This is a genomic window from Arthrobacter sp. FW306-06-A, assembly GCF_021870055.1.
In the GTDB taxonomy this organism is placed as follows: Bacteria; Actinomycetota; Actinomycetes; order Actinomycetales; family Micrococcaceae; genus Arthrobacter.
This window is the reverse complement of the sequence record NZ_CP084552.1, coordinates 976,353-996,783: the sequence shown is the minus strand read 5'-3', so window position 1 is coordinate 996,783 and position 20,431 is coordinate 976,353. Positions and strand designations below refer to the sequence as shown.

The 20,431-nt window shown below is 66.1% G+C and carries 17 protein-coding genes and 1 tRNA gene; 8 read left to right on the top strand and 10 right to left on the bottom strand.

Annotated features, from left to right (window positions below; translation table 11 throughout):
• Positions 1 to 6: 6 nt before the first annotated feature.
• The 4 genes from sucC to LFT49_RS04755 all read right to left on the bottom strand — a co-directional run bounded on the left by sucC (position 7) and on the right by LFT49_RS04755 (position 3,441).
• Positions 7 to 1,176 carry an ADP-forming succinate--CoA ligase subunit beta gene (sucC, locus tag LFT49_RS04770; protein WP_236801196.1) on the bottom strand — a complete coding sequence of 390 codons (1,170 nt, stop codon included), beginning with the start codon at positions 1,174 to 1,176 and terminating at the stop codon, positions 7 to 9.
• Between the two features lie 224 nt (positions 1,177 to 1,400).
• Positions 1,401 to 2,078: a hypothetical protein gene (locus tag LFT49_RS04765; protein WP_237430473.1), complete on the bottom strand. Its 678-nt coding sequence runs from the start codon at positions 2,076 to 2,078 to the stop codon at positions 1,401 to 1,403.
• A gap of 107 nt (positions 2,079 to 2,185) precedes the next feature.
• Positions 2,186 to 2,734, bottom strand: a complete 549-nt coding sequence (locus tag LFT49_RS04760) for an NAD(P)H-dependent oxidoreductase (protein WP_237429895.1) — start codon at positions 2,732 to 2,734, stop codon at positions 2,186 to 2,188.
• A gap of 29 nt (positions 2,735 to 2,763) precedes the next feature.
• The gene (locus LFT49_RS04755; RefSeq protein WP_237430472.1) at positions 2,764 to 3,441 is read right to left on the bottom strand and encodes an NADPH-dependent F420 reductase; all 678 of its coding nucleotides are present in this window, start codon (positions 3,439 to 3,441) and stop codon (positions 2,764 to 2,766) included.
• A gap of 129 nt (positions 3,442 to 3,570) precedes the next feature.
• On the opposite strand from LFT49_RS04755, the gene LFT49_RS04750 reads away from it, so the two are divergent.
• A complete protein-coding gene (locus LFT49_RS04750) occupies positions 3,571 to 4,149 on the top strand; it encodes a TetR/AcrR family transcriptional regulator (protein WP_236801194.1) in 579 nt (192 codons plus the stop codon).
• Between the two features lie 49 nt (positions 4,150 to 4,198).
• On the opposite strand, the gene pcrA is transcribed toward LFT49_RS04750, so the two are convergent.
• On the bottom strand, positions 4,199 to 6,745 hold the full coding sequence (gene pcrA / locus LFT49_RS04745; protein WP_373462194.1) for a DNA helicase PcrA: 2,547 nt from the start codon (positions 6,743 to 6,745) through the stop codon (positions 4,199 to 4,201).
• Between the two features lie 317 nt (positions 6,746 to 7,062).
• On the opposite strand from pcrA, the gene LFT49_RS04740 reads away from it, so the two are divergent.
• The gene (locus LFT49_RS04740) at positions 7,063 to 8,412 is read left to right on the top strand and encodes an HNH endonuclease (protein WP_336886860.1); all 1,350 of its coding nucleotides are present in this window, start codon (positions 7,063 to 7,065) and stop codon (positions 8,410 to 8,412) included.
• Here the strand turns inward: LFT49_RS04740 and LFT49_RS04735 are convergent.
• Positions 8,345 to 9,175 (bottom strand): inositol monophosphatase family protein, encoded by an 831-nt coding sequence (locus tag LFT49_RS04735; protein WP_237429893.1) that lies wholly within the window; start codon positions 9,173 to 9,175, stop codon positions 8,345 to 8,347. The two genes, LFT49_RS04740 and LFT49_RS04735, sit on opposite strands and share 68 nt — an antisense overlap.
• A gap of 32 nt (positions 9,176 to 9,207) precedes the next feature.
• On the opposite strand from LFT49_RS04735, the gene LFT49_RS04730 reads away from it, so the two are divergent.
• A complete protein-coding gene (locus tag LFT49_RS04730; protein WP_237429892.1) occupies positions 9,208 to 9,834 on the top strand; it encodes a hypothetical protein in 627 nt (208 codons plus the stop codon).
• On the opposite strand, the gene LFT49_RS04725 is transcribed toward LFT49_RS04730, so the two are convergent.
• Positions 9,831 to 10,601, bottom strand: coding sequence for a DUF998 domain-containing protein (locus tag LFT49_RS04725; protein WP_237429891.1), 771 nt, complete (start codon positions 10,599 to 10,601; stop codon positions 9,831 to 9,833). The two genes, LFT49_RS04730 and LFT49_RS04725, sit on opposite strands and share 4 nt — an antisense overlap.
• Before the next feature lie 83 nt (positions 10,602 to 10,684).
• On the opposite strand from LFT49_RS04725, the gene LFT49_RS04720 reads away from it, so the two are divergent.
• From LFT49_RS04720 to LFT49_RS04710, 3 genes are all read left to right on the top strand, one after another.
• Positions 10,685 to 10,757: transfer RNA gene (locus LFT49_RS04720), tRNA-Arg, on the top strand.
• A gap of 1 nt (position 10,758) precedes the next feature.
• Positions 10,759 to 11,235, top strand: coding sequence for a DUF6314 family protein (locus tag LFT49_RS04715; RefSeq protein ID WP_373462190.1), 477 nt, complete (start codon positions 10,759 to 10,761; stop codon positions 11,233 to 11,235).
• The gene (locus tag LFT49_RS04710; protein ID WP_237429890.1) at positions 11,232 to 11,651 is read left to right on the top strand and encodes an NUDIX hydrolase; all 420 of its coding nucleotides are present in this window, start codon (positions 11,232 to 11,234) and stop codon (positions 11,649 to 11,651) included. The genes LFT49_RS04715 and LFT49_RS04710 overlap by 4 nt, the downstream gene beginning before the upstream one ends.
• Positions 11,652 to 11,667: 16 nt before the next feature.
• Here LFT49_RS04710 and LFT49_RS04705 read toward each other — a convergent pair whose 3' ends face one another.
• Together LFT49_RS04705 and LFT49_RS04700 are read right to left on the bottom strand one after the other, a co-directional pair.
• Positions 11,668 to 13,581: an ABC transporter ATP-binding protein gene (locus tag LFT49_RS04705; RefSeq protein ID WP_237429889.1), complete on the bottom strand. Its 1,914-nt coding sequence runs from the start codon at positions 13,579 to 13,581 to the stop codon at positions 11,668 to 11,670.
• 2 nt (positions 13,582 to 13,583) lie between these two features.
• Positions 13,584 to 15,245, bottom strand: a complete 1,662-nt coding sequence (locus LFT49_RS04700) for an ABC-F family ATP-binding cassette domain-containing protein (protein WP_237429888.1) — start codon at positions 15,243 to 15,245, stop codon at positions 13,584 to 13,586.
• Positions 15,246 to 15,517: 272 nt separating this feature from the next.
• Between LFT49_RS04700 and LFT49_RS04695 the strand changes: the two genes are divergently transcribed.
• Together LFT49_RS04695 and LFT49_RS04690 are read left to right on the top strand one after the other, a co-directional pair.
• Positions 15,518 to 16,249, top strand: a complete 732-nt coding sequence (locus LFT49_RS04695; protein WP_236801186.1) for a hypothetical protein — start codon at positions 15,518 to 15,520, stop codon at positions 16,247 to 16,249.
• On the top strand, positions 16,246 to 16,983 hold the full coding sequence (locus tag LFT49_RS04690) for a hypothetical protein (protein WP_236801185.1): 738 nt from the start codon (positions 16,246 to 16,248) through the stop codon (positions 16,981 to 16,983). Before LFT49_RS04695 ends, LFT49_RS04690 begins: the two co-directional genes overlap by 4 nt.
• A gap of 295 nt (positions 16,984 to 17,278) precedes the next feature.
• Here LFT49_RS04690 and LFT49_RS04685 read toward each other — a convergent pair whose 3' ends face one another.
• Positions 17,279 to 20,311 carry an alpha-mannosidase gene (locus LFT49_RS04685; RefSeq protein ID WP_237429887.1) on the bottom strand — a complete coding sequence of 1,011 codons (3,033 nt, stop codon included), beginning with the start codon at positions 20,309 to 20,311 and terminating at the stop codon, positions 17,279 to 17,281.
• Positions 20,312 to 20,431 lie beyond the last annotated feature (120 nt).

Here is a 20,431-nt window from a genome sequence, read left to right as displayed (position 1 = left end):
GTCCCTTTACTTCGCTGCGTTGGCGAGCTCGGCGGCCTTGTCGGCGCCCTCGTCCATGGTGGCGGCCAGGGTAACCAGCGGGTGGTTGGCCTCGGTGAGGATGCGGCGGCCTTCCTCGACGTTGTTGCCGTCGAGGCGGACTACCAGCGGCTTGTTGGCGGAGCTGCCCAGCTCGGCCAGTGCGCCGACGATGCCCTTGGCGACGGCGTCACAGGCGGTGATGCCGCCGAAGACGTTGACGAACACGGACTTGACCTGCTCGTCACCCAGGATGACGTCCAGGCCTGCGGCCATGACCTCTGCCGAGGCTCCGCCGCCGATGTCCAGGAAGTTGGCGGGCTTGACGTTGCCGTGGTTCTCGCCGGCGTAGGCGACGACGTCGAGGGTGGACATGACCAGGCCGGCGCCGTTGCCGATGATGCCTACTTCGCCGTCCAGCTTGACGTAGTTGAGGTCCTGCGCCTTTGCCTTGGCCTCAAGCGGGTCAGCTGCGTCCTTGTCCTCAAGCTGTGCGTGCTTGGGGTGGCGGAAATCAGCGTTCTCGTCCAGGGAGACCTTGCCGTCAAGGGCCAGGATGTCGCCGTTGCCGGTCTTGACCAGCGGGTTGACCTCTACCAGGGTGGCGTCTTCCTTCTTGAAGACGTCCCAGAGCTTGAGGATGACGCCGGCTACCTGGCCGCGCAGTTCCTCGGCGAAACCGGCAGCTGCGACGATTTCGTCGGCCTTGGCCTGGTCGATGCCCACGGCGGGGTCGATGGCGATCTTGGCCAGCGCTTCGGGGCGTTCGACGGCGAGCTGTTCGATTTCCATGCCGCCTTCAACCGAGCACATGGCCAGGTAGTTGCGGTTGGCCCGGTCCAGCAGGACGGAGAAGTAGTATTCCTCGGCGATGTCCGCACCCTGGGCAATCATCACCTTTTTGACGGTGTGGCCCTTGATGTCCATGCCCAGGATGTTGGAGGCGTGCTCAAATGCCTCGTCGGCGGACTTTGCGACCTTGACGCCGCCGGCCTTGCCGCGGCCGCCTACCTTGACCTGTGCCTTGACAACGGTAACGCCGCCGATCTTCTCGGCAGCTGCCTTTGCTTCTTCTGGGGTGTACGCCACGATGCCGGCAAGCACGGGTACACCGTGCGCCTCGAACATATCGCGCGCCTGGTATTCAAACAGGTCCACGGTTTAGTGTCCTTCTACGTCGAAGTAGTTTCGGTACAGTCGGACACCATCGAAAAGACGATGACCGCGCTGCGGATTGCACGCACCGGCGGCCTGTCTGGAAACGAGCCACGCGGCGTAATGCTCCATGGGGAACTCTAGTCCTTTGGAGGGACCGGGCCGTCCCAGACTACCTCTTATGTGAGTAAGCACACTATTCTATGGAACGTAGAAAAACCGCGGATTTACGGGGTTTTTGGGGCATCCGGCTGCGCGTCGGGACTGCTTTTGACCGGTCCCCGGATGAGTTCGTAACGTTCGGTTGAAACGAAGAATCCGACGCCGGCGGAGACGTTTCCGCATGCCACGCCCCCGTTGTAGGCGGAGCAGCGCAGCCCGTTGCGTTCGAGGTTCTGCCCGTCCGCGAGCACGGGCAGCTGCGCCAAGGGCCCGGCTTTGGTTCCCTTGGGTCCATAGGCTGCTTCCATGGATGTGACGCCGGACCGGCACTCCCCGTAGCGGGCACTGTCCGGGGTCACCAGCGCCACTCCGCCCAGGTAGCCAAGGTGGGTTCCGGCGCAGTCGTCCTTGATGTCGCCTGGTTGCGGTGCCGGGTAGGTGGCCAGCTCGCAGTGCGCCACGGGAACAATGGGCAGCTTGTTGTTGGCGGAGTCGGTGTAGCGGTTCTGCTCATAGGGCAGATTCAGGTGCTCCCCACGTGCAGAGGTGAGTGAGCAGGCGACGGTCCGGTCCGCAGTGATGAAGGACAGGACGTCGGTGCCGCTGGCGAACGCCTTCGCGTCAACCAGCGGCGCCTTCTCCAACTGTTCCACGGGCTTCAGCGGGGCCGGCGGGACGTAGCCGGGGTCCTTCGTGGTCACGCTGCAGCCTGTGGCAGTGATTAGGAAAAGGGCGGCGAGCATCCCCCATACAGTCCGTCGCATGGCCTCAATTATGCCCCGCCACCCCTCGACCGGAGGCGCCCCGGAGTCTTCCGTCGACCGCATTGCAGGGCTGGGGCTTCGCGTGCCTAGCCTCCTGGGGCTGCAGGCACGGGCGAAAGCAGGTTCCGGAAGCGCTGGGCGTGTGCCGCCAGTTCCGCGGGTGTCGCCCGGGAAGCCCCGTGCAAAATGAGGGGTTCGGCCATTTCGAGGCCACAAAGGTGCGCGGTCGCCTCCAAGGGACGCAGCAACTCCGACATGGTGAAACGGTTATGCCCCGTCGGCGCATAGGAGGATTCGGGCCCACCGGTTGAGGTGACCAACTGCAGTCGCTTGCCATGCAAGGCATCACCGCAGGCACCGTAGGCGAATCCATGCGTCAGCACTTGGTCCATCCACTCCTTTAGTAGGCCGGGAACGGAATACCAGTGCCAAGGGAACAGCAGCACGACGAGGTCGTGCTGCTGAAGGAGTTCCTGCTCCCGCCCGGCGTCCATGTGCCGGTCCGGATATGTGGATGCGAGGTCGCGGACAGTGACGCCGTCAAGATCTTTGATGGCGTCAGCGAGGTCGGCGGTGATGCGGGATCCTGCGAGGTCCGGATGTGCGACGACAACGAGAGTGCGGTAGGTGGTCATTGGAGGGCGGCGCTCCTCTCAGTGTTGGGTCAGCGGACGATCTTGAAGTTGAACGCGGGTGTTCCGAGGGCGCCCCAAAGGCGGAGCCAGACGGGCAGGAGCATTTCGGTGCCACGCGCCGTAGTGATGTCGCCGAGGTCGATGACATCCTGGTGGCCAAAGTTCTTCAGCAGGCCACTGACGATGGCCTTGGCCTCGGCATCGTTGCCGGATACGAAAACCGTGCCGGGATCGGCCAACTGTTCCGGCCGGGCCATGAGGTCCGCGTTCATGGTGTTGAGCGCCTTCACCACATGCGCTGCCGGAAAAGCGCGCTGGATCTGCTCACCCAACGAGTCAGTGTCCTTGACGAACAGGGTCGGGGGCATGCCGTTGCTGAAGTCGAGGGGGTTGGCGATGTCGAAGATGATTTTGCCGTCGAGATTTTCCCGCCCGGTTTGGCCGAGCACCTCGAGTGACGCGCCGCCGTTGGTGGCGTTGACGATGAGTTCCGCCCCCATGGCGGCGTCTGCGAAGCCGGCAACCCTGATGGCGGGACGCTGATTGGCCCAGGCGGCGAAGGGCGGCGTTCCCATCGCGTCGGCCTCGCTCCTGGCCAGCGTTGCCTCCGGATCGCGGGTGCCCATGGTTACGGCGTGACCGAGCTCAGCAAGGCGTGCGGCGATGGTCCGGCCGACCATGCCTGTTCCAAGTACTGCTGCCTTCATCATCTTCTCCTGCTTCTTGTCGGGTAGTGCCCAAATGAATGTGACGGATCGTTCTCAAGCTTGTGACGGATCGTTCCGTCAGTCAAACTGAAGCAAGTAGACATCCCGAAATCTGAAAGGAGTGGTTTCATGGCGCGCAGGACGGGCGAGGAGAACCGCCGCAACATTCTCGCCGTGGCTACGCGCCTGTTTTACACGCGGGGCATCAGGGCCGTGGGGATGGATACGGTCATTAAGGATTGCGGAGTTGGCAACGCGACTGTCTACCGCCAGTTCCCCACCAAGGACGCCCTCGCCACCGCCTACGTCGAAGGCCGCGCGGACGCCTGGTTTGAACGCATGCGCGGGGCTGCCGGAGAACACGCGGATCCACGTGCCAAGCTCATCGCCGTCTTCGAAGTACTCGCCACGGACTGCGCCGGCAGCAGCTACCGGGGATGCCCCATGCTGAATACCAACACTGAGTTTCCCGAAGGAGAGCACCCTGCCCACTTGGTGGCAGTGACCCACAAGCAACAGGTCCGCGACTGGTTCTGCTCCCTGGCCGTTGAAGGCGGGGCGGAGGACCCCGACCGGATCGCCGAAGAACTCCTCATCGTCCTCAACGGAGCCTACGCCACGGCAGCCGTCCTCGACGGTGGAACGTACGGAACGCGCGCCGTAGACATGGCCCGAAGGCTCATCGCCGACGCCTGCCCGGGTACATAGCGCGTGCCGGGCACGCCGCGTATGGGCGCGGCACGGGCAGGAATGTCTCCTAGGCGTCCAGCTTGGTCAGCGGCGCGTACCGGAGCAGCAGCCGCTTCTCGCCGACGTCGAACTTGACCTTGGCTACGGTCTTGTCCCCGGCCCCTTCAAGCGCCAGGACGGTCCCGTTGCCGAAGCTGGTGTGGTTGACCTTGTCCCCCACGCTGACGGCGATGATTTCCTTCTGCGGCTGCACCCGGTTCTTGGCGATGAAAGCCGGAACATCGGCGTTGAAGCCGGCCGATGAATCAGCCGCTGCGCCGCGGGCCGTTCCGGCTCCCCAGAAGGACCCGCTGTAACGGCCGGATCCGATGGAGCCACCGCCCCACCCGCCGGCCTGCCTGCTGGTTCCCTCGCGTTTCCATTCCAGGAGCTCGGCGGGGATTTCCTCCAGGAATTGGCTGGCCGGGTTGTACTGGCTCTGGCCCCACATGCTGCGGACCTCGGACCGGGTGACGTACAGCCGCTTGCGGGCACGCGTGAGGCCGACGTAGGCCAGCCGGCGCTCCTCCGCCAGTTCCTTGGGGTCCGTGGCGGAGCGCTGGTGCGGGAAGAGCCCGTGCTCCATGCCGGTGAGGAAGACCACCGGGAATTCCAGGCCCTTGGCGGTGTGCAGGGTCATGAGCGTCACCACGCCCAGGCGCTTGGCCTCGGCCACGGCTTCGTCAATGTCTGCGCCGGGGGCATCCGGGATCTGGTCGGCGTCCGCCACCAGGGAGACCTGCTCCAGGAACGCGGCCAGCGACCCTTCCGGGTTTTCCTGTTCGTACTCGCGCACCACGGCCACGAGTTCGGCCAGGTTCTCCACACGGGACTCGTCCTGTGGATCCGTGCTGGACCTGAGGGCGGCAAGGTAGCCGGTCTGTTCCAGGACGGCTTCGAGTGCTGCGGCAGCCCCGGACCCGGCGGCTACCTCGGCAAGGTCGTCCAGCATTTTCACGAAGCCCAGGACGGCGTTGACGGAACGGGTCGCCATGCCGGGCGCCTGGTCCGCACGGCGGGCGGCCGCCATGAAGGACGTGCGCTCCCGCTCTGCCAGGGCGGCGACGGCTCCTTCGGCGCGGTCGCCGATGCCGCGCTTTGGCTCGTTCAGCACCCGGCGGAGGTTGACGTCGTCGTCCGGGTTCACCAGGACCCGCAGGTAAGCAAGGGCGTCCTTGATTTCCTTGCGTTCGTAGAAGCGCGTGCCGCCCACCACCTTGTAGGGCAGACCCACGCGCACCAACACGTCCTCGATGGAGCGGGACTGGGCGTTGGTGCGGTAGAAGATGGCGACGTCACCGGGGCGGAGGTTCTCCTCGTCCTGGAGCCGGTCGATCTCCTTGGCAATGAACTGCGCTTCGTCATGCTCGTTCTCGCCGACGTACCCGATGATCTTGTGGCCTTCACCCTCGGCAGTCCACAACCGCTTTTCGGGCCGGTTGGGGTTGCGCGAGATCACGGAGTTGGCGGCGCTAAGGATGTTCTGGGTGGAGCGGTAGTTCTGCTCCAGCTTGATGGTGCGGGCTTCCGGGTAGTCCTTTTCGAACTCCACGATGTTGCGGATGTCCGCGCCGCGGAACGCGTAGATGGACTGGTCCGAGTCGCCCACCACGGTAAGTTCCGAAGCTCCGGGGCCCTCGCCCACGATCTCCCGCACAAGCGCGTACTGGGCGTGGTTGGTGTCCTGGTACTCGTCCACCAGGACGTGGCGGAACCGGCGGCGGTAAGACTCAGCCAGCGCCGGGAAGGCGCGGAACATGTAGACGGTCTCGGCGATGAGGTCGTCGAAGTCCATGGCATTGGCCTGTCGGAGGCGCTGGGTGTAGCCCTTGTAGACGTCTGCCACCGCGTGTTCGAAGGGGTCGTTGTAGTTGGCTGCCGAGGCAAAGGAATCAGCGTCGACCAGCTCGTTCTTCAGCGCGGAAATCTTGTGCTGGATGGCCTTGGGCGCGAACTTCTTGGGGTCCAGGTCCAGCCCCTTGGACACCTGGGTGACCAGCCGCAGCGAGTCGGCGGAGTCGTAGATGGAAAAGTTCGACTTCAACCCGACGTTGGCAGCTTCCTGCCGGAGGATCCGGACGCAGGACGAGTGGAACGTGGAGATCCACATGATCTTTGCGCGCCCGCCCACCAGGGCCTCGATGCGTTCCCGCATCTCCGCGGCGGCTTTGTTCGTAAACGTAATGGCCAGGATCTCGCCGTGATGGGCACGTCCCGTGGCGATCAGGTAAGCGATCCGGTTACTGAGGACACGTGTCTTGCCCGATCCGGCACCGGCGACGATCAGCAACGCCGAGCCGCCGTGCTTGACCGCTTCCTCCTGCTGTGGGTTCAGTCCCTCCAGCAACTGGGCGGCATCCAGGCGGCGGCCATGGTGGCCGCCGGCATCGTGCCGGTTCCCGCGGTCCTGGTTGGCCTGCTGCCAGCCGCCGGCCTGGTGCTGCCCATCCATGCCGGGAACCGGCATTCCGCCCGGTCCGGCCGCGGTGGCAACGCCCTCCGGCCCCGTCCTGGTGCGGGCGGTGGCGGCAGGAGCGGCCTTGAACGGTCCGTCAGAGTACGGGTCAAACAACATATCCATGGTGCCTACAAGTCTAGGCGGTGGGACCGACAACGCCTTCCAGCCTGTGGATTACAGCCTCTATCCACATAGGCAGAAAGGTAAGTGCCCATGTCAGACCCTGGTGGAAGACTCTTTATATGGGAGCGGTTTTGGGGACGGCGGCAGTGCTAGGGGCGGAGCCTAATGAACTCCTGGCTGCTGGTGCGCTTCAGTCCCCCGCAGTCGATCAAACTGCCAGGGAAGCCGATCCATTGCCGCCTGCTGCGCCTTCCATTGGTGATGTCCTCAGCCTGTTGGCCCGTGTTCCGTTGGCTACTGATGACGCGGGAATGATGGACCAGATGCGCCGTCTGGAGGACCTGAAGTGCGTGGCGGGTGCCCGGCAGGCGGGGCTTGCTGTGGCTTTCGACGCCGATCAGCGGCGTGGGCAGGCCGCGGGCGGGGTCCCGGCCGGTGAGCAGGGTGCCGGGGTGGCGGCGCAGATCGCGCTGGCCCGGCGCGAGTCCCCCGCGAAGGGCTCCCGGCTGCTGGGCATGGCCAAAACCCTCACCGGCATGCCGCACACCTCCGCCGCGTTCAGGAGTGGGCTCCTCAATGAGTGGCGGGCCACTCTGGTGGTGAAGGAAACCATTTGCCTCTCCCCCGAGGACCGGGCCGGGGTGGATGAGGAACTCGCCGCCGACACCGGCGCCCTCGACGGCATGGGCGACAAAGCCATCACCGCCGCCGTCCGCGCCGCCGCCTACCGGCGCGACCCCGCCTCGGTCGCGAAGCGTGCTGCACACGCGGTCACGGAACGCAGCGTGAGCCTGCGCCCGGCCCCGGACACCATGACGTACCTGACCGCCTTGCTCCCCGTCTCACAGGGGGTGGCCGCCTACGCGGCACTGGCCCGGGATGCCGACACAGCACGCTCAGGCGGGGATGAGAGGTCGCGGGGGCAGGTCATGGCAGACACCCTCGTCGAGAGGGTCACCGGGACCCCCGGCGGGATCAGCGGCGTGGAGGTCCAGCTCGTCATGACAGACCGCAACCCCCTCCAAGCCGATGCCGAACCCGCACGGCTGCCCGGTTATGGCATCATCCCGGCGGCATGGGCAAGGGAACTCGCCCTCGCTGGTTCGTCAATGCGAATGCCGGTAACAGCCCCCGGCCCCGGCAACCTTGGTTCTCCGGCCACCCCTGAAGCCGCTGGCGAGGCCAACGTGGACGCGTCCGGCCGTCACAACCTGAATCTCTGGATCCGCCGGCTCTACACCGCCCCCGGCACAGGTGAATTGGTGGCGATGGACTCCAAAGCCCGGTTGTTCCCGGCGGGGCTGAAGCGTTTCCTCCAGGTCCGGGACGACACCTGCCGGCCCCCGTACTGCGACGCTCCGATCAGGCACCACGACCACATCAGGCCTTGGCACAGCGGCGGCCCCACCACCACCGGCAACGGCCAGGGACTCTGCGAAGCCTGCAACCACGCCAAAGAAACACCCGGCTGGACCACCAAACCAGTCCCCGGCCCCCGCCACACCGTGGCAACCACCACCCCAACCGGCCACACCTACCACTCCACCGCACCACCACTCCCCGGCGCAGCCGGCGGCAGCGCGCTGGTGACGCCTAGGCCACCGAGCCTGACTCGAGGGCGGCACGCAACTCACGGACCGCCGTCGTTCCTCCTGCTATGAACCACTCGAGCCCGTTGACCCGGACGGTGTCCACGGCACCGCCGGCAGCAAGGACAATTGCCTTGCCGGGCAGCCAGTCCCACTCCGGGCAACTGTGCTGGAACCAGCACCCCAGCTGCCCGTCCGCCACCCGGCCCAGGTCGCAGGAGCCGGAGCCGAGCATTCGGAGGGACGCTGCGGAGGTGGCCGCAGCGTGCCACGGCATGGCACACATGGGGTCCATCAGCCAGGTGGGGTGGATGTAGGTGGCCGCACCGAGTTCGGCAACACCGGTGGTGTTGCGCTTGCCGCCGCCAGCGGAAAACGAGGTCAGTGCCTCGCCATTCAAGGTGGCAGGCCGGTCAAGTCCGCCCAGCCACAACTTGTCCTCCTCAGGCTGGAAAACCGCGCCCAGCAGCACGCCGCGGCGGTCCTTGAGGGCAAGGGCTGAACACCAGTACGTGGAGCCGTGCAGGAAGTTGTAAGTGCCGTCCACGGGGTCGATTACCCAGGTACGCCCGCTGGTGCCCTGGACGGAAGCCCCTTCCTCGCCAAGAATGCCGTCATCCGGCCGGCAGCGCCGCAACTGCTCCAGAACGTAGGCCTCGGCAGCATGGTCAGCCTCAGTGACCACGTCGGAGACGGACGTTTTTTGTTCCGACTCCAGTCCAGCCATGCGCATGAGGAGGGCCAGCTGTCCGGCTTCCCGGACCAGCGCTGCCGCCAATTCGTAGTCATCCAATGAGGGGTCAAGAACAGCTGCGCTGTGTCGGCCAGTGGTCATAGGTTCAGTTTATGGGGCGGGATAATGGTGCCATGGCCAAAACCCCTGCCCAGCGGATCAAGAAGCACGGCGCCAACGCTGCCGTCCCGCAGCATCACTTGCCACCGGTGGTCAATCCCACCACTTCGCGTACTCCGCAGAAAGCGCAAGGCAACAGCAACCTGATCGTCATTGCGGGTGTGGTGGCCAGCCTGTTCCTGTTTTGGTACCTGCACCTGCTGACCCTGAGCCAGATGACGCAGCTCTCCCAAGATATGGCCATGCCGGATTCACTGGTGGGCGGGTTCGACGCCGCCTACATCGGCCGGCTGCAGGGAGTCATGGACGGCGACGCCCTGGGCCAGCTGAGCTACGTCCACAAGACCGCGGGGACGCTCTTCCCGCTGATTTTCGGCTTCACGTGGCTGCTGCTCATCGGCACCAACGTGGTGAAGAAAGCCTTGCGGTGGGCCCTCTGGGCTCTCCCCATGCTGTTCGTCGTGGTCCGGTTGTGGGGCAACGTGGCCATTGACGCCATGATGGGCACGCCGGGTCCCGACGCCGGCCAGGTTGCCTTGGCGTCCGGCCTCACCGTTGCAGGCTGGGTGCTTTTAGTGCTGAGCCTCCTGGCCGGGGCCGCGGCCGTGTTTTTCAACAGCCGCGAACGGAAAGAGCGCTAAACAGCAGCCGCCTTTGCGGCCGCCGCCTCCCGCCGTTCCTTCCGGCGCCGGTGCACGCGCTGCGCAATGACCAACCCTGCGGCGGCCATGCCCACGGTTACCGGATAACCCATGAGCCGCTCCAGCGTTCCAGGTTCGGGCACGTCCATGTGCGTGAGGCCCCCGGTTGCTGTGGCCGCCAATGAGACGCCGCCGCACACCAAGAGAAACCATGCCATCGGGGTCTTGCCCAGCCAGAGGATTCCCAGCACCAGCAGGGCGGCTCCGCCGGTTATGAAATAGGCGACGGCACCGGTGTAGTGCCACGACGAGCCCACGTCCTCAGGGACCAGCCCCACCAGCACGGTTCCGGCCCCGGCGGCTCCGGTGAGCAGTCGGACCGCCGCCGCTGCAAGCCATGGCTTCCGGCGGCGCCAGTCCACCCCGGTACCGGGCCGGGCCGCCACGCGCAGCAGCCCCGAGGTCAGCAGCACCGCCCCGAGCAACAGCCCGAGGCCCTGGAGCACGAACGAGCCGTTCATCAGCCAGTTCAAGGGCGAGCAGACATCCCGGCCGGAATAGATGCCGCAGTGGAGCGCGCCCAGGTCGCTGATGTACCCGGTCCGCAGGTCGTACGGACGGGGCCCTGCCCAGGCCACAGCCACCACTGCCTCCGCAAGGAAATATTGCAGGACGCTCAAAACAGCCCACGCCCCGATGTAATGCCGGGTGGACGCAACGTTCGGGATGAATGCAACGGCAGGAGCGGCAGTTGGGGCTGGACTCATGCCTTGAGCGTAGTACGCCCCCGCACCTTGTATGCTTGTAACCGTGTCCGGACGGACCGGCCCTGCCGAATCACCGGATGCGCGCCCTCGTAGCTCAGTGGATAGAGCACGGCTCTCCTAAAGCCGGTGTCGTTGGTTCGATTCCAATCGAGGGCACTTGAACTCTCCTTCCCCGGAGCCCAGCCTCCGCGCCTACCTCCTGGGCAGCCAACAAACGCAGTATGGGCAGCCAGGCCGCTGGCAAGTGGAACGGGACCTGCTGGACAGGTCGGACGGCACCCGCGGAACCTTTTCCGGCGTCGTCCTTTTCACGCCAACGGACGACGGCGGCCTGCACCTTCATGAGGAAGGCACCATGCGCTGGCCTGCTTTCACCGGCCCCGCCTCGCGGGAGTACGTCCTGAGGCCCGGAGCCCGGGCGGACGCGCTGGACGTGTTCTTCCTCGACGGCCGGCCGTTCCACCGCATGAGCTTCACCCCTGACGCCAGCCTGGACTCGCACTGGTGCGACCCCGACACCTACCGGGTGTCCTACACCCGCCAGGGCCCCGACGCGTTCAGCTACAGCTGGGATGTCACGGGCCCACGCAAGGACCTGCTGCTGGTCTCCCACCTGGAAAGGATCCCCGGGTGAAGGACCGGATCGTGGTGTCCGCCGTTTGTGTCTTCGACGACGCCGGACGACTCCTGACCGTACGGAAACGGGGAACGGCCATGTTCATGCACCCCGGCGGCAAGCCGGAACCAGGTGAAACAGCCGTCCAGGCCGCCGCCCGCGAGCTCGCCGAAGAAGTGGGAATCGTCCTGCAGCCGCAGGAACTTGAGCTCATGGGGGTCTGGATCGCCGACGCCGCGAACGAGGCCGCCACCGACATCGAAGCCACCGTGTTCCTCGCCCCGGGGACCTGGCAGGCCACCCCCGCTGCCGAAATCGCGGAAATCCGCTGGCTGGATATCGCCTGCCCCGCCGAGGGCCCGGACTTCCCGCAGGACCTGGCGCCGCTGCTGACGGACCACATCCTGCCGCTGCTGGCGTCGAGGGCCGTCTAACAGGGCCGCCACAGGCCTAGAACTCCGGGACAGCCTCTTCCGCCACAGCGGTGGCCTCGGCAAACTGGGTTCGGTACAGCTCCGCGTAGCGGCCGCCGGCTGCCAACAGTTCCGTATGGGTACCGCGTTCCACGATTTGGCCGCCCTCCACCACCAGGATGGCGTCGGCCGCGCGGACCGTGGAGAGCCGGTGTGCAATCACGACGGCGGTCCGTCCTTCAAGCGCCGCGCCCAGGGCCGCCTGCACGGCGGCTTCGTTCGTGGAGTCCAGTGCCGCGGTGGCCTCATCAAGGATGACGACGCGGGGCTGGGCGATCAGGAGCCGTGCGATGGTCAGCCGCTGGCGTTCACCGCCGGAAAGCCGGTACCCGCGCTCCCCCACCACAGTTTCCAGCCCGTCCGGCAGGGACCTGATCATGGTCTCCAGCCGGGCCTGCCGCAGGACGTCCCACATGTCCTCATCGGTGGCGTCGGGCCGTGCCAGCCGGAGGTTGGAGGCGATGGTCTCGTGGAACAGGTGGCCGTCCTGGGTGACCATTCCAAGTGTGTCGCGCAGCGAATCGAAGGTGGCGTCCCGGACGTCCAGCCCGGTCCCGGGCACGGTGCCGCCAAGACGCACGGCGCCTGAGTCGACGTCGTACAGCCGCGACAACAGCTGGGCAATGGTGGACTTGCCGGCACCCGAGGAGCCCACCAGGGCCACCGTCTGTCCAGGTTCCACCCGGAAGCTGACGCCGTGCAGCACTTCCTCGCCGCCTCGGGTGTCCAGGGTGGAGACTTCCTCCAGCGAGGCCAGGGAGACCTTGTCCGCCGAAGGGTAGGCGAACCGGACGTTGTCGAACTCCACGGACACTGGCCCGGCCGGAACCGGCACAGCATCCGGCTTCTGCTGGATCAGCGGTTTCAGATCCAGGATCTCAAAGACCCGTTCGAAGCTGACCAGTGCACTCATGACTTCCACGCGGGCGTTGGACAGTGCCGTAAGCGGGGCGTAAAGCCTGGTCAGCAGCAGCGCCAGGACCACCACGTCCCCGGGTGCGAGCTGCCCGCCCAGTGCGAGCCAGCCGCCCAGGCCGTAGACCAGGGCCAGCGCGAGTGCGGACACCAGGGTCAGGGCGGTAACGAACGTGAACTGCAGCATGGCCATGCGGACGCCGATGTCACGGACGCGGCCAGCGCGGGCTGCGAACTCGCGGGATTCCTCGTCCGGCCGTCCGAACAGCTTGACCAGGGTGGCGCCCGGCGCGGAGAACCTTTCGGTCATCTGGGTGCCCATGGCGGCGTTGTGGGCTGCAGCTTCACGCCGCAGGTCGGCCAGCTTGGAGCCCATTCGCCGGGCGGGAATCAGGAAAATCGGCAGCAGCACCATGGCGAGCACTGTGACCAGCCAGGACTTGTTGAGCATCACGACCAGGGTCAGAATCAACGCCACGGAATTGCTCACGACGCCGGAGAGGGTTCCGGCGAACGCGGACTGCGCCCCGATGACGTCGTTGTTGAGGCGGCTGACCAGCGCTCCTGTCCGGGTCCGGGTGAAAAAGGCGATGGGCATGCGCTGCACGTGGTCGAACACCCGGGTGCGCAGGTCCACGATGACGCCTTCGCCGATGGTCGATGACAGCCAGCGGGTCAGCAGCCCCACTCCCGCTTCGCCCACGGCCACGATGGCGATCAGCACGGCCAGCCAGATCACCGTGCTGGCGGCGGCCTTATCGATGATGGCGTCCACCACCTGGCCGGCGAGCACCGGGGTGGCCACCGCCAGGAAGGCCGCTGCGATGGAGGAGAGCACGAAGGCGATGAGCTTGCCCTTGTGGGGAGCGGCGAAGGCCAGCACCCGCTTCAGGGTTTCCTTGGAGAACGGCTTGGAGCCGCTTTTGGCGGTGCTGATGTTGTAGAGCGAGCTCCAGGCCACGCGGTCCATGCTCATGGTTATTTCTCCTGGCTTGCAGTGTGGTGGAGCTCCTGGACCCTGCCGTTGTCCAGGTGCCACCGGTAGTCGAGTCGTACGTTTTCCAGCAGCCGGCGATCGTGGGTGACCAGCAGCAGGGCCCCGTCGTAGCTTTCGAGGGCCTCTTCCAGCTGTTCAATGGCCGGCAGGTCAAGGTGGTTTGTGGGTTCGTCCAGCACCAGCAAGTTCACGCCGCGCGCCTGCAGCAGCGCCAGTGCTGCCCGCGTCCGCTCCCCCGGCGACAGGGAATCGACGCTCCGCGCGGTGTGGTCCGCCTTGAGGCCGAACTTGGCCAGGAGCGTGCGGACATCGGCGCCCGTCCAGTCGGCCAGGACCGCTTCGACAGCGTCCCCCAGCGGCAGCCGGCCGTCAAGGAGTCCGCGGGCCTGGTCAATTTCGCCGACGGCGACGGAGGCACCCATGGAGGCGTCGCCGTCGTCCGGTGCCTGGGTTCCCAGCAGGAGGCGCAGGAGGGTGGACTTGCCGGCCCCGTTGGGACCGGTGATGCCCACGCGCTCACCGCCGTTGAGCTGAAGGTTGACCGGGCCCAGCGTGAAATCACCTTGGCGTGCCACTGCATTGCGGAGGGTGGCGACGACGGCGCTGGAGCGGGGTGCCTGGCCGATGCTGAACTGCAGCTGCCATTCCTTCCGGGGCTCCTCCACCACGTCCAGGCGGGCGATGCGCGACTCCATCTGCCGGACCTTCTGTGCCTGCTTCTCCGACGACTCGGTACTGGCAGCGCGCCGGATCTTGTCGTTGTCCGGGTTCTTCTTCATCGCGTTCCGGACGCCCTGCGAGCTCCACTCGCGCTGCGTCCGTGCACGGGACACCAGGTCGGCCTTGGTGGAGGCAAACTCCTCGTACTTCTCGCGGGCGTGCCGCCGCGTCACCGCGCGTTCCTCAAGGAAGGCGTCGTAGCCGCCGTCGTAAACTGCCACGGTATTTTGCGCCAGGTCCAGCTCCACCACGCGGGTGACGCAGCGGGCCAGGAACTCGCGGTCATGGCTGACCAGCACCACGCCCCCGCGCAGCCCAGTGACGAAGTTTTCCAGGGTGGCCAGGCCGGCGAGGTCAAGATCGTTGGTGGGCTCGTCCAGCAGCACCACATCGAAGCGGCTCAACAGGAGGGCGGCCAGGGCCACGCGTGCCGCCTGCCCGCCGGAAAGGCCCGTCATCAGCGCATCGGCGCCGGCATCCAGGCCCAGGTCCGCAAGCACCGCCGGGATGCGGTCGTCCAAATCCGCCGCCCCGGAGGCCATCCACCGGTCAAAGGCACGGGAATAGGCATCATCCGCTCCCGGAGCGCCTGAGCCCAAAGCTTCCGCCGTGGATTCCATCTCTACGGTCGCTTCGGAGCAGCCTGTCCGGCGGGCGATGTAGGCGGCCACCGTTTCGCCGGGGATCCGCTCATGTTCCTGTGGAAGCCAGCCAACAAACGCATCAGAGGGGGCAAGGCTCACGGAACCATCCTGTGGCTGGTCGACTCCCGCAAGGAGGCGCAGCAGCGTCGATTTTCCGGCACCGTTCGCGCCCACCACACCTACCACGTCGCCGGGGGCCACCGTCAGCGAGAGCCCGGAAAAGAGCACGCGGTGCCCATGGCCTCCCGAGACATCCTTGGCAACAAGGGTTGCAGTCATCGATTCGTCCTTTCGCCGCTGCCCGGACAGCCATTGACGGCCGGCAGAGGCGGCGAAAGCAGGGCCGCGGCGCCTCTGGGGCTGCTGGACATAGAAGAACCCGCTGGTCCGGACTTGGGGGGTGTACGGACCAACGGGCTCGACCATCAACTATAGACGAATCCGGACCCTGGGCAAAATCGGCCATACGGCGCCTGGCGATGCCGGCAGGACGTTTGCCCGGGGCGGCACGGTAAAATCGTCCAGACCACCCATTCTGCAGAGAGTCCTCCATGACCCTTTCCGCCAAGGCGTTCCAGCGCTGGCTGCAAAGCATCGCACCCGATGCCAGCACCGCTGACGTCTGCCGGGTCTCGGGGATCAAACGCACCACCCTCGCCCAGCAGCTGGTCCGGGGCAAGGTCTCCGTGAGCACCGTGGTCAGCGTCAGCCGCGCCTACAACATCAACCCTGTTGCGGCGCTGGCCGGTTTCGACGCTTACAGCGTCCTTTCCGGCCCGCCGCGCCCACCCACGCGCAGCGAACTGGTAAGCCAGATTTCCACCGCAGACCTCATGCGCGCGCTCCTGGAACGGCCGGCCATGGAGCCCGCACGGGGAGCGTCCACCCCCGCCCTGGGTCCCACTCCGCACCCTACCTCGGTGAAGAACTGGGTTGATGCAATTGACGACGGCGAGGTCCGGCACCGCGTTTCGGCTTCCACCGGGGTGGCCCCGCAAAACTACTCTGCCCAGTTGACGGCAAACCGACTGTCGCCTGAGCTCGCCGTGGCCACGGCACTGGCGGCCGGGGTAGGACCGGCCGGCGGCCTGGTGGCCACGGGGATCATCACCGAAGAGGAGGCGGGCTGGCCGCCCGGGGCGCGGCAGGCAGCCCTGGACAGCCTCACCGACGGGGAGCTCACCGCGCTGGCCGGGGAACGGCTTCAGGCATTAGGGAAAGTGCTGCGCCGGCAGGAGCAGGACCAAGCACAGACAGAAAAGATATGGGAGAACCTGGGATGATCGAGACGCTTCAGTGGACCACGCTGGCGGTTTGCGCCCTCGTCTCGGTGGCCCGCATCCCCAGCACCCTCCGCGGCGAGAACCGCTCTCTGTTCGGCATCTTCGCGTCGATGACGCTGGCCATCCTGCTAAGCATCAAGGGCCCTTACCTCGTGATCGACCAAGCACTGGGTGGCATCAACCTGGCCAACCTGCTGCTGCGGTTCGTGATCTTCGGCGTCATCTTCTTCATGGGCATCCGCATTTCCAGGGGGTTCAGCGCCGACAGCGCCCACCGGCACATCACAGGAAAGACCGGCATGCTGGTCCTGCTTGTTGTCTCTGTGGTCATGGTCGCACTGTTTTTCTCCATGGACACCGCCGGCTCCTCGGCGGGCCTCCAGGCCATCTCTGCCAAGGACGACCGCAACTTTGCGCTTGTTGAGTATTACGGCGCGGCAGGCCGGGCCTACCCGGCGTACGTCGCCCTGGCGCTGCTGCCGGCTCTGGTGCGCGCGGCACAGGACCGACTTCCGGTACTGGTCCGCATCGCCGCAGGACTGTTGGCGCTGGGTGGAGTAGCGGTTGCCCTCACGCTGCTCTTCCCGGTGATTCCGCCCGAACTCGGCCAGATCGAGTTCGTGATCAACTACACGGCCATCCTGTGTTTCGTCGTTGGGCTGGCCCTGATCTGGGCTGCACGCGTGGTCAACGGGCGCGGAGCGGGACGCCAAAAGACATCTACCGAAACGTAACCTTCGCTGGCTTTCACAAAATCATTAGAATGTGAAACAATCATGAATGTGTGAAGGCGGGGCTGCTTGGCGTTTACGAACGGGGATAAATTCTGAAATGCCGGCCGCCCCGGGGGCCTTTACACACATTGGGGGGATGAGTGGTGGCGGATCGTTGGGGACCGCCCCCACTCAGCCTGTTTAACGGCTCTTTAGCGGAAGCTTACCGGCCCTCGGCTCCTAGAGCTTTCGGGCAGGTACAAGGACTTCCCTGCTGCTGAAATCCCCGCACCTACGCAAAGGCCTTCCGGGGCCGCTACTTCCGGGCAAACCGCAATGTCACCAACTGGAACGGCCGCAGCTTGAGCTCCGCCCCGCTGTCCCATGGTGCCACCCCGGGAGCTTCAGTGCCGCGTTCCAGGAGGTCCGTTGCAAGAACGTTCCGCACCGGGAAGTTCGCCGTGATGCTCCCCGCCGAGCGCTGTCCCAACGACTCGTAGAGGCGGACCACTACGTCCCCCGAACCGTCCTGCGCCAGCTTCACGGCCTCGATCACCAAAGCGGGATTGCTGACGGTGAAGAGCGGCTCCACCGGGGAGGCGCCGGTGACCAGCCGCGGCGCCAGATTGGTCCGGTAACCTTCCTGGACTGCGTCCGCGATATCGGCACCCGGCCGGATGGACACCGTCAGCTCGTGGTGGCCACGGTCAGCACCCGGGTCGGGAAACTTCGGCGCCCGCAGCAGGGAGAGGCGAACCGTAGTGGTGGTGCCGCCGTCGGATTCCCTGACACTCCTGCCTACGTCGTGGCCGTACGTGGATGAGTTGGAGACCGCCACGCCATAGCCGGGTTCGCCCACGTGGATCCACCGGTGGGCGCAGATCTCGAACTTCGCCGCCTCCCAGGACGTGTTGGTATGGGTGGGCCGGAAGACGTGGCCGAACTGCGTTTCGGCAGCGGACCGGTCCGCACGCACATCCAGGGCGAAACCAAGTTTCAGCAGCTTCTCGCGCTCCTGCCAGTCCACGGTCGTGGTGATTTCCAGTGATGGACTGCCCGGCGCCAGCGTGATGCGCTGGGTCAGCTTCGAGGTGCCGGCCGTCCGCTCCACGACCACCACCGCACTGCCGCCTTCGCTGGCAAGGCGGACCGACTCTGCCTGGACCAGTGGCGTGACGTTGCGCCGATAGAACTCGTCGATGTCCCAGGCATCCCACTCGTTGGGCGTGTCCCGGTGCAGTTCCAGCAGATTGCCGCGCTGGCCGGGAGCGATCGCTTCGCGGCCGCTGCCATGGTCCCGCAGGGAGGACAGAAGCCCATCGGAATCCACCACCGCCCGGATGATCCCGTTGTCCAGGATGAAGCCGCCGTCCTCCGGCATGGCCTGTGCCGGTACCTGGGGAGCCGCGGGTTCAGCTGCGGCCAGCGCGGGAACCCCATCCCTCGCATGCGGGGCTGCGTTGAGCAGGAATTGCCGGTCCCCGGAACCCAGCACCGCGGCAGCAGCCTGGCCGATCAGTGCCTCGAGGGCAGTTTCAATGGCTTGATAATTCCGCTCCGCGTCCTGGTGGACCCAGGCGATGGCACTCCCGGGAAGGATGTCGTGGAACTGCTGCAGCAGCACCAGCTGCCACAGCCGCTTAAGCTCAGCGGCCGGGTAGTCGTAAGAACCCGCGCCCCGGACAGCGGCCGTGGCGCACCACAGTTCCGCTTCCCGCAGCAGGTGCTCGCTGCGCCGGTTGCCCTTCTTTGTGCGGGCCTGGCTGGTGTAGGTACCGCGATGCAGTTCCAGGTACATCTCCCCCACCCACACGGGCAGCGCCTGGTACTCTGCCTCGGCCTGCCGGAAGAAACTCTCGGCGGAGCCAATCCTGACCTTGGGTGATCCCTCCAAGTCCGCGGTACGGGCGGCAGCGGCGAGCATCTCCCGGGTGGGGCCGCCGCCGCCGTCGCCGTAACCGAACGGCACCAACGACACGGAGCCGCGGCCGTGGTCCCGGTAGTTGCGCTCGGCGTGCGCCAGGTCGCGGCCGCTGAGGTCCGAGTTGTAGGTGTCTACGGGCGGGAAGTGGGTGAACAGCCGGGTGCCGTCGATCCCCTCCCAGTTGAAGGTGTGGTGCGGCATCCTGTTGGTCTGGTTCCAGGAGATTTTTTGGGTCAGGAACCAGCTGCTGCCGGCAGCCTTGACGATCTGGGGCAGCGCAGCGCTGTATCCGAACGAGTCCGGCAGCCACGCTTCCCGGCACTCGACGCCGAACTCAGCCAGGAAGAAGCCCTTGCCCTCCACGAACTGCCGCGCCATCGCTTCGCCGCCAGGCATGTTGGTGTCCGACTCGACCCACATGCCGCCCACCGGGACGAACTGTCCGGCCCGCACTTTTTCCCGGATCCGGCTGAACAGCTCCGGGTACAGCTCCTTGATCCAGGCCAGCTGCTGGGCGGACGAACAGGAGAAGACAAAGTTAGGGTCTTCGTCCATCAGGGCCACCACGTTAGAGAATGTCCTGGCACATTTGCGGATGGTTTCCCGGACCGGCCACAGCCATGCGGAGTCAATGTGGGCATGGCCCGTGGCAACCAACTGGTGAGCCGACGCGTAAGCCGGCCTGCCGAGGACTCCAGCGAGCGCCTGACGTCCCGCCGCAGCGGTGCCGGCAACATCATCGGGGTCCATCACGTCCATCATGTGTTCGAGGGCCCGGAGGATTTCATGGCGCCGGGGAAGCTCCAGCGGGAGCTGTTCCATAAGCCCGGACAGCGTCCAAATGTCCTGCTGGAGTTCCCACACGCATTGGTTGAGCTCAGCGATGGCGATGCTCCCGAGCCTGTACTGCGGCGCTCCCCCGGCGGTTGCCTTGTCGCCCAGCGGGGTGGCGGCGAAGGTCCAGCCCTGTGCCATGTCCGGGTTCGCGGCCGCTTCCACGTAGAAGTCCACCGCCATTCCGCTGCCCAGCAGCTTCAGGGGGATGTACTGGTTGCGGGGAGAGATGGCCTTGATGATGGTGCCGTCGGGCCGCCACGCTATGCCTTCGCACTGGAAGCCGGGCGCTTCGGTGGTGAACCCCAGGTCCACCACCACCTCCACTGCGGTGTCCGGGCCGCCGCCCCAGGAATCAGGCACCTCGCCTTGCAGCCGCAGCCAGGTGGTACCCCACGGCCGGCCCCAGGCGGCGCCGTGCTCCTGCGGATGGAACTCCTGCCGCATCGCGTCGAGCGCGGGGACCGGTTCGTCCGGAACTTCCCAGCTGCTCAGGGCAAGCGGAACCGACCTGCTGTAGACGGCGGGGGCAATGCGCTCGCGCACGAACCTTGCCAGGCGGACTTCCGTGATCCTGCGGTCGTCATGCAAAATATGTCCTCTTTAGGCTTGAGACTGGATCATCGCGTCCATTCGATGGACAAAATCTACCCGCTGGCGGCACTGCAACCAACCCCTTGTGCAGTTATCCGCCGGCTGCTCGGGCGCCGC

Coding starts and splice junctions, on each gene's coding strand:
- LFT49_RS04735 (WP_237429893.1), bottom strand. CDS start 9,175: ATGACCACTGGCCGACACAGCGCAGCTGTTCTTGACCCCTCATTGGAT.
- LFT49_RS04740 (WP_336886860.1), top strand. CDS start 7,063: ATGATGGACCAGATGCGCCGTCTGGAGGACCTGAAGTGCGTGGCGGGT.
- LFT49_RS04705 (WP_237429889.1), bottom strand. CDS start 13,581: ATGAGCATGGACCGCGTGGCCTGGAGCTCGCTCTACAACATCAGCACC.
- LFT49_RS04765 (WP_237430473.1), bottom strand. CDS start 2,078: ATGCTCGCCGCCCTTTTCCTAATCACTGCCACAGGCTGCAGCGTGACC.
- LFT49_RS04750 (WP_236801194.1), top strand. CDS start 3,571: ATGGCGCGCAGGACGGGCGAGGAGAACCGCCGCAACATTCTCGCCGTG.
- LFT49_RS04700 (WP_237429888.1), bottom strand. CDS start 15,245: ATGACTGCAACCCTTGTTGCCAAGGATGTCTCGGGAGGCCATGGGCAC.
- LFT49_RS04760 (WP_237429895.1), bottom strand. CDS start 2,734: ATGACCACCTACCGCACTCTCGTTGTCGTCGCACATCCGGACCTCGCA.
- LFT49_RS04725 (WP_237429891.1), bottom strand. CDS start 10,601: ATGAGTCCAGCCCCAACTGCCGCTCCTGCCGTTGCATTCATCCCGAAC.
- LFT49_RS04755 (WP_237430472.1), bottom strand. CDS start 3,441: ATGAAGGCAGCAGTACTTGGAACAGGCATGGTCGGCCGGACCATCGCC.
- LFT49_RS04690 (WP_236801185.1), top strand. CDS start 16,246: ATGATCGAGACGCTTCAGTGGACCACGCTGGCGGTTTGCGCCCTCGTC.
- LFT49_RS04730 (WP_237429892.1), top strand. CDS start 9,208: ATGGCCAAAACCCCTGCCCAGCGGATCAAGAAGCACGGCGCCAACGCT.
- pcrA (WP_373462194.1), bottom strand. CDS start 6,745: ATGTTGTTTGACCCGTACTCTGACGGACCGTTCAAGGCCGCTCCTGCC.
- LFT49_RS04695 (WP_236801186.1), top strand. CDS start 15,518: ATGACCCTTTCCGCCAAGGCGTTCCAGCGCTGGCTGCAAAGCATCGCA.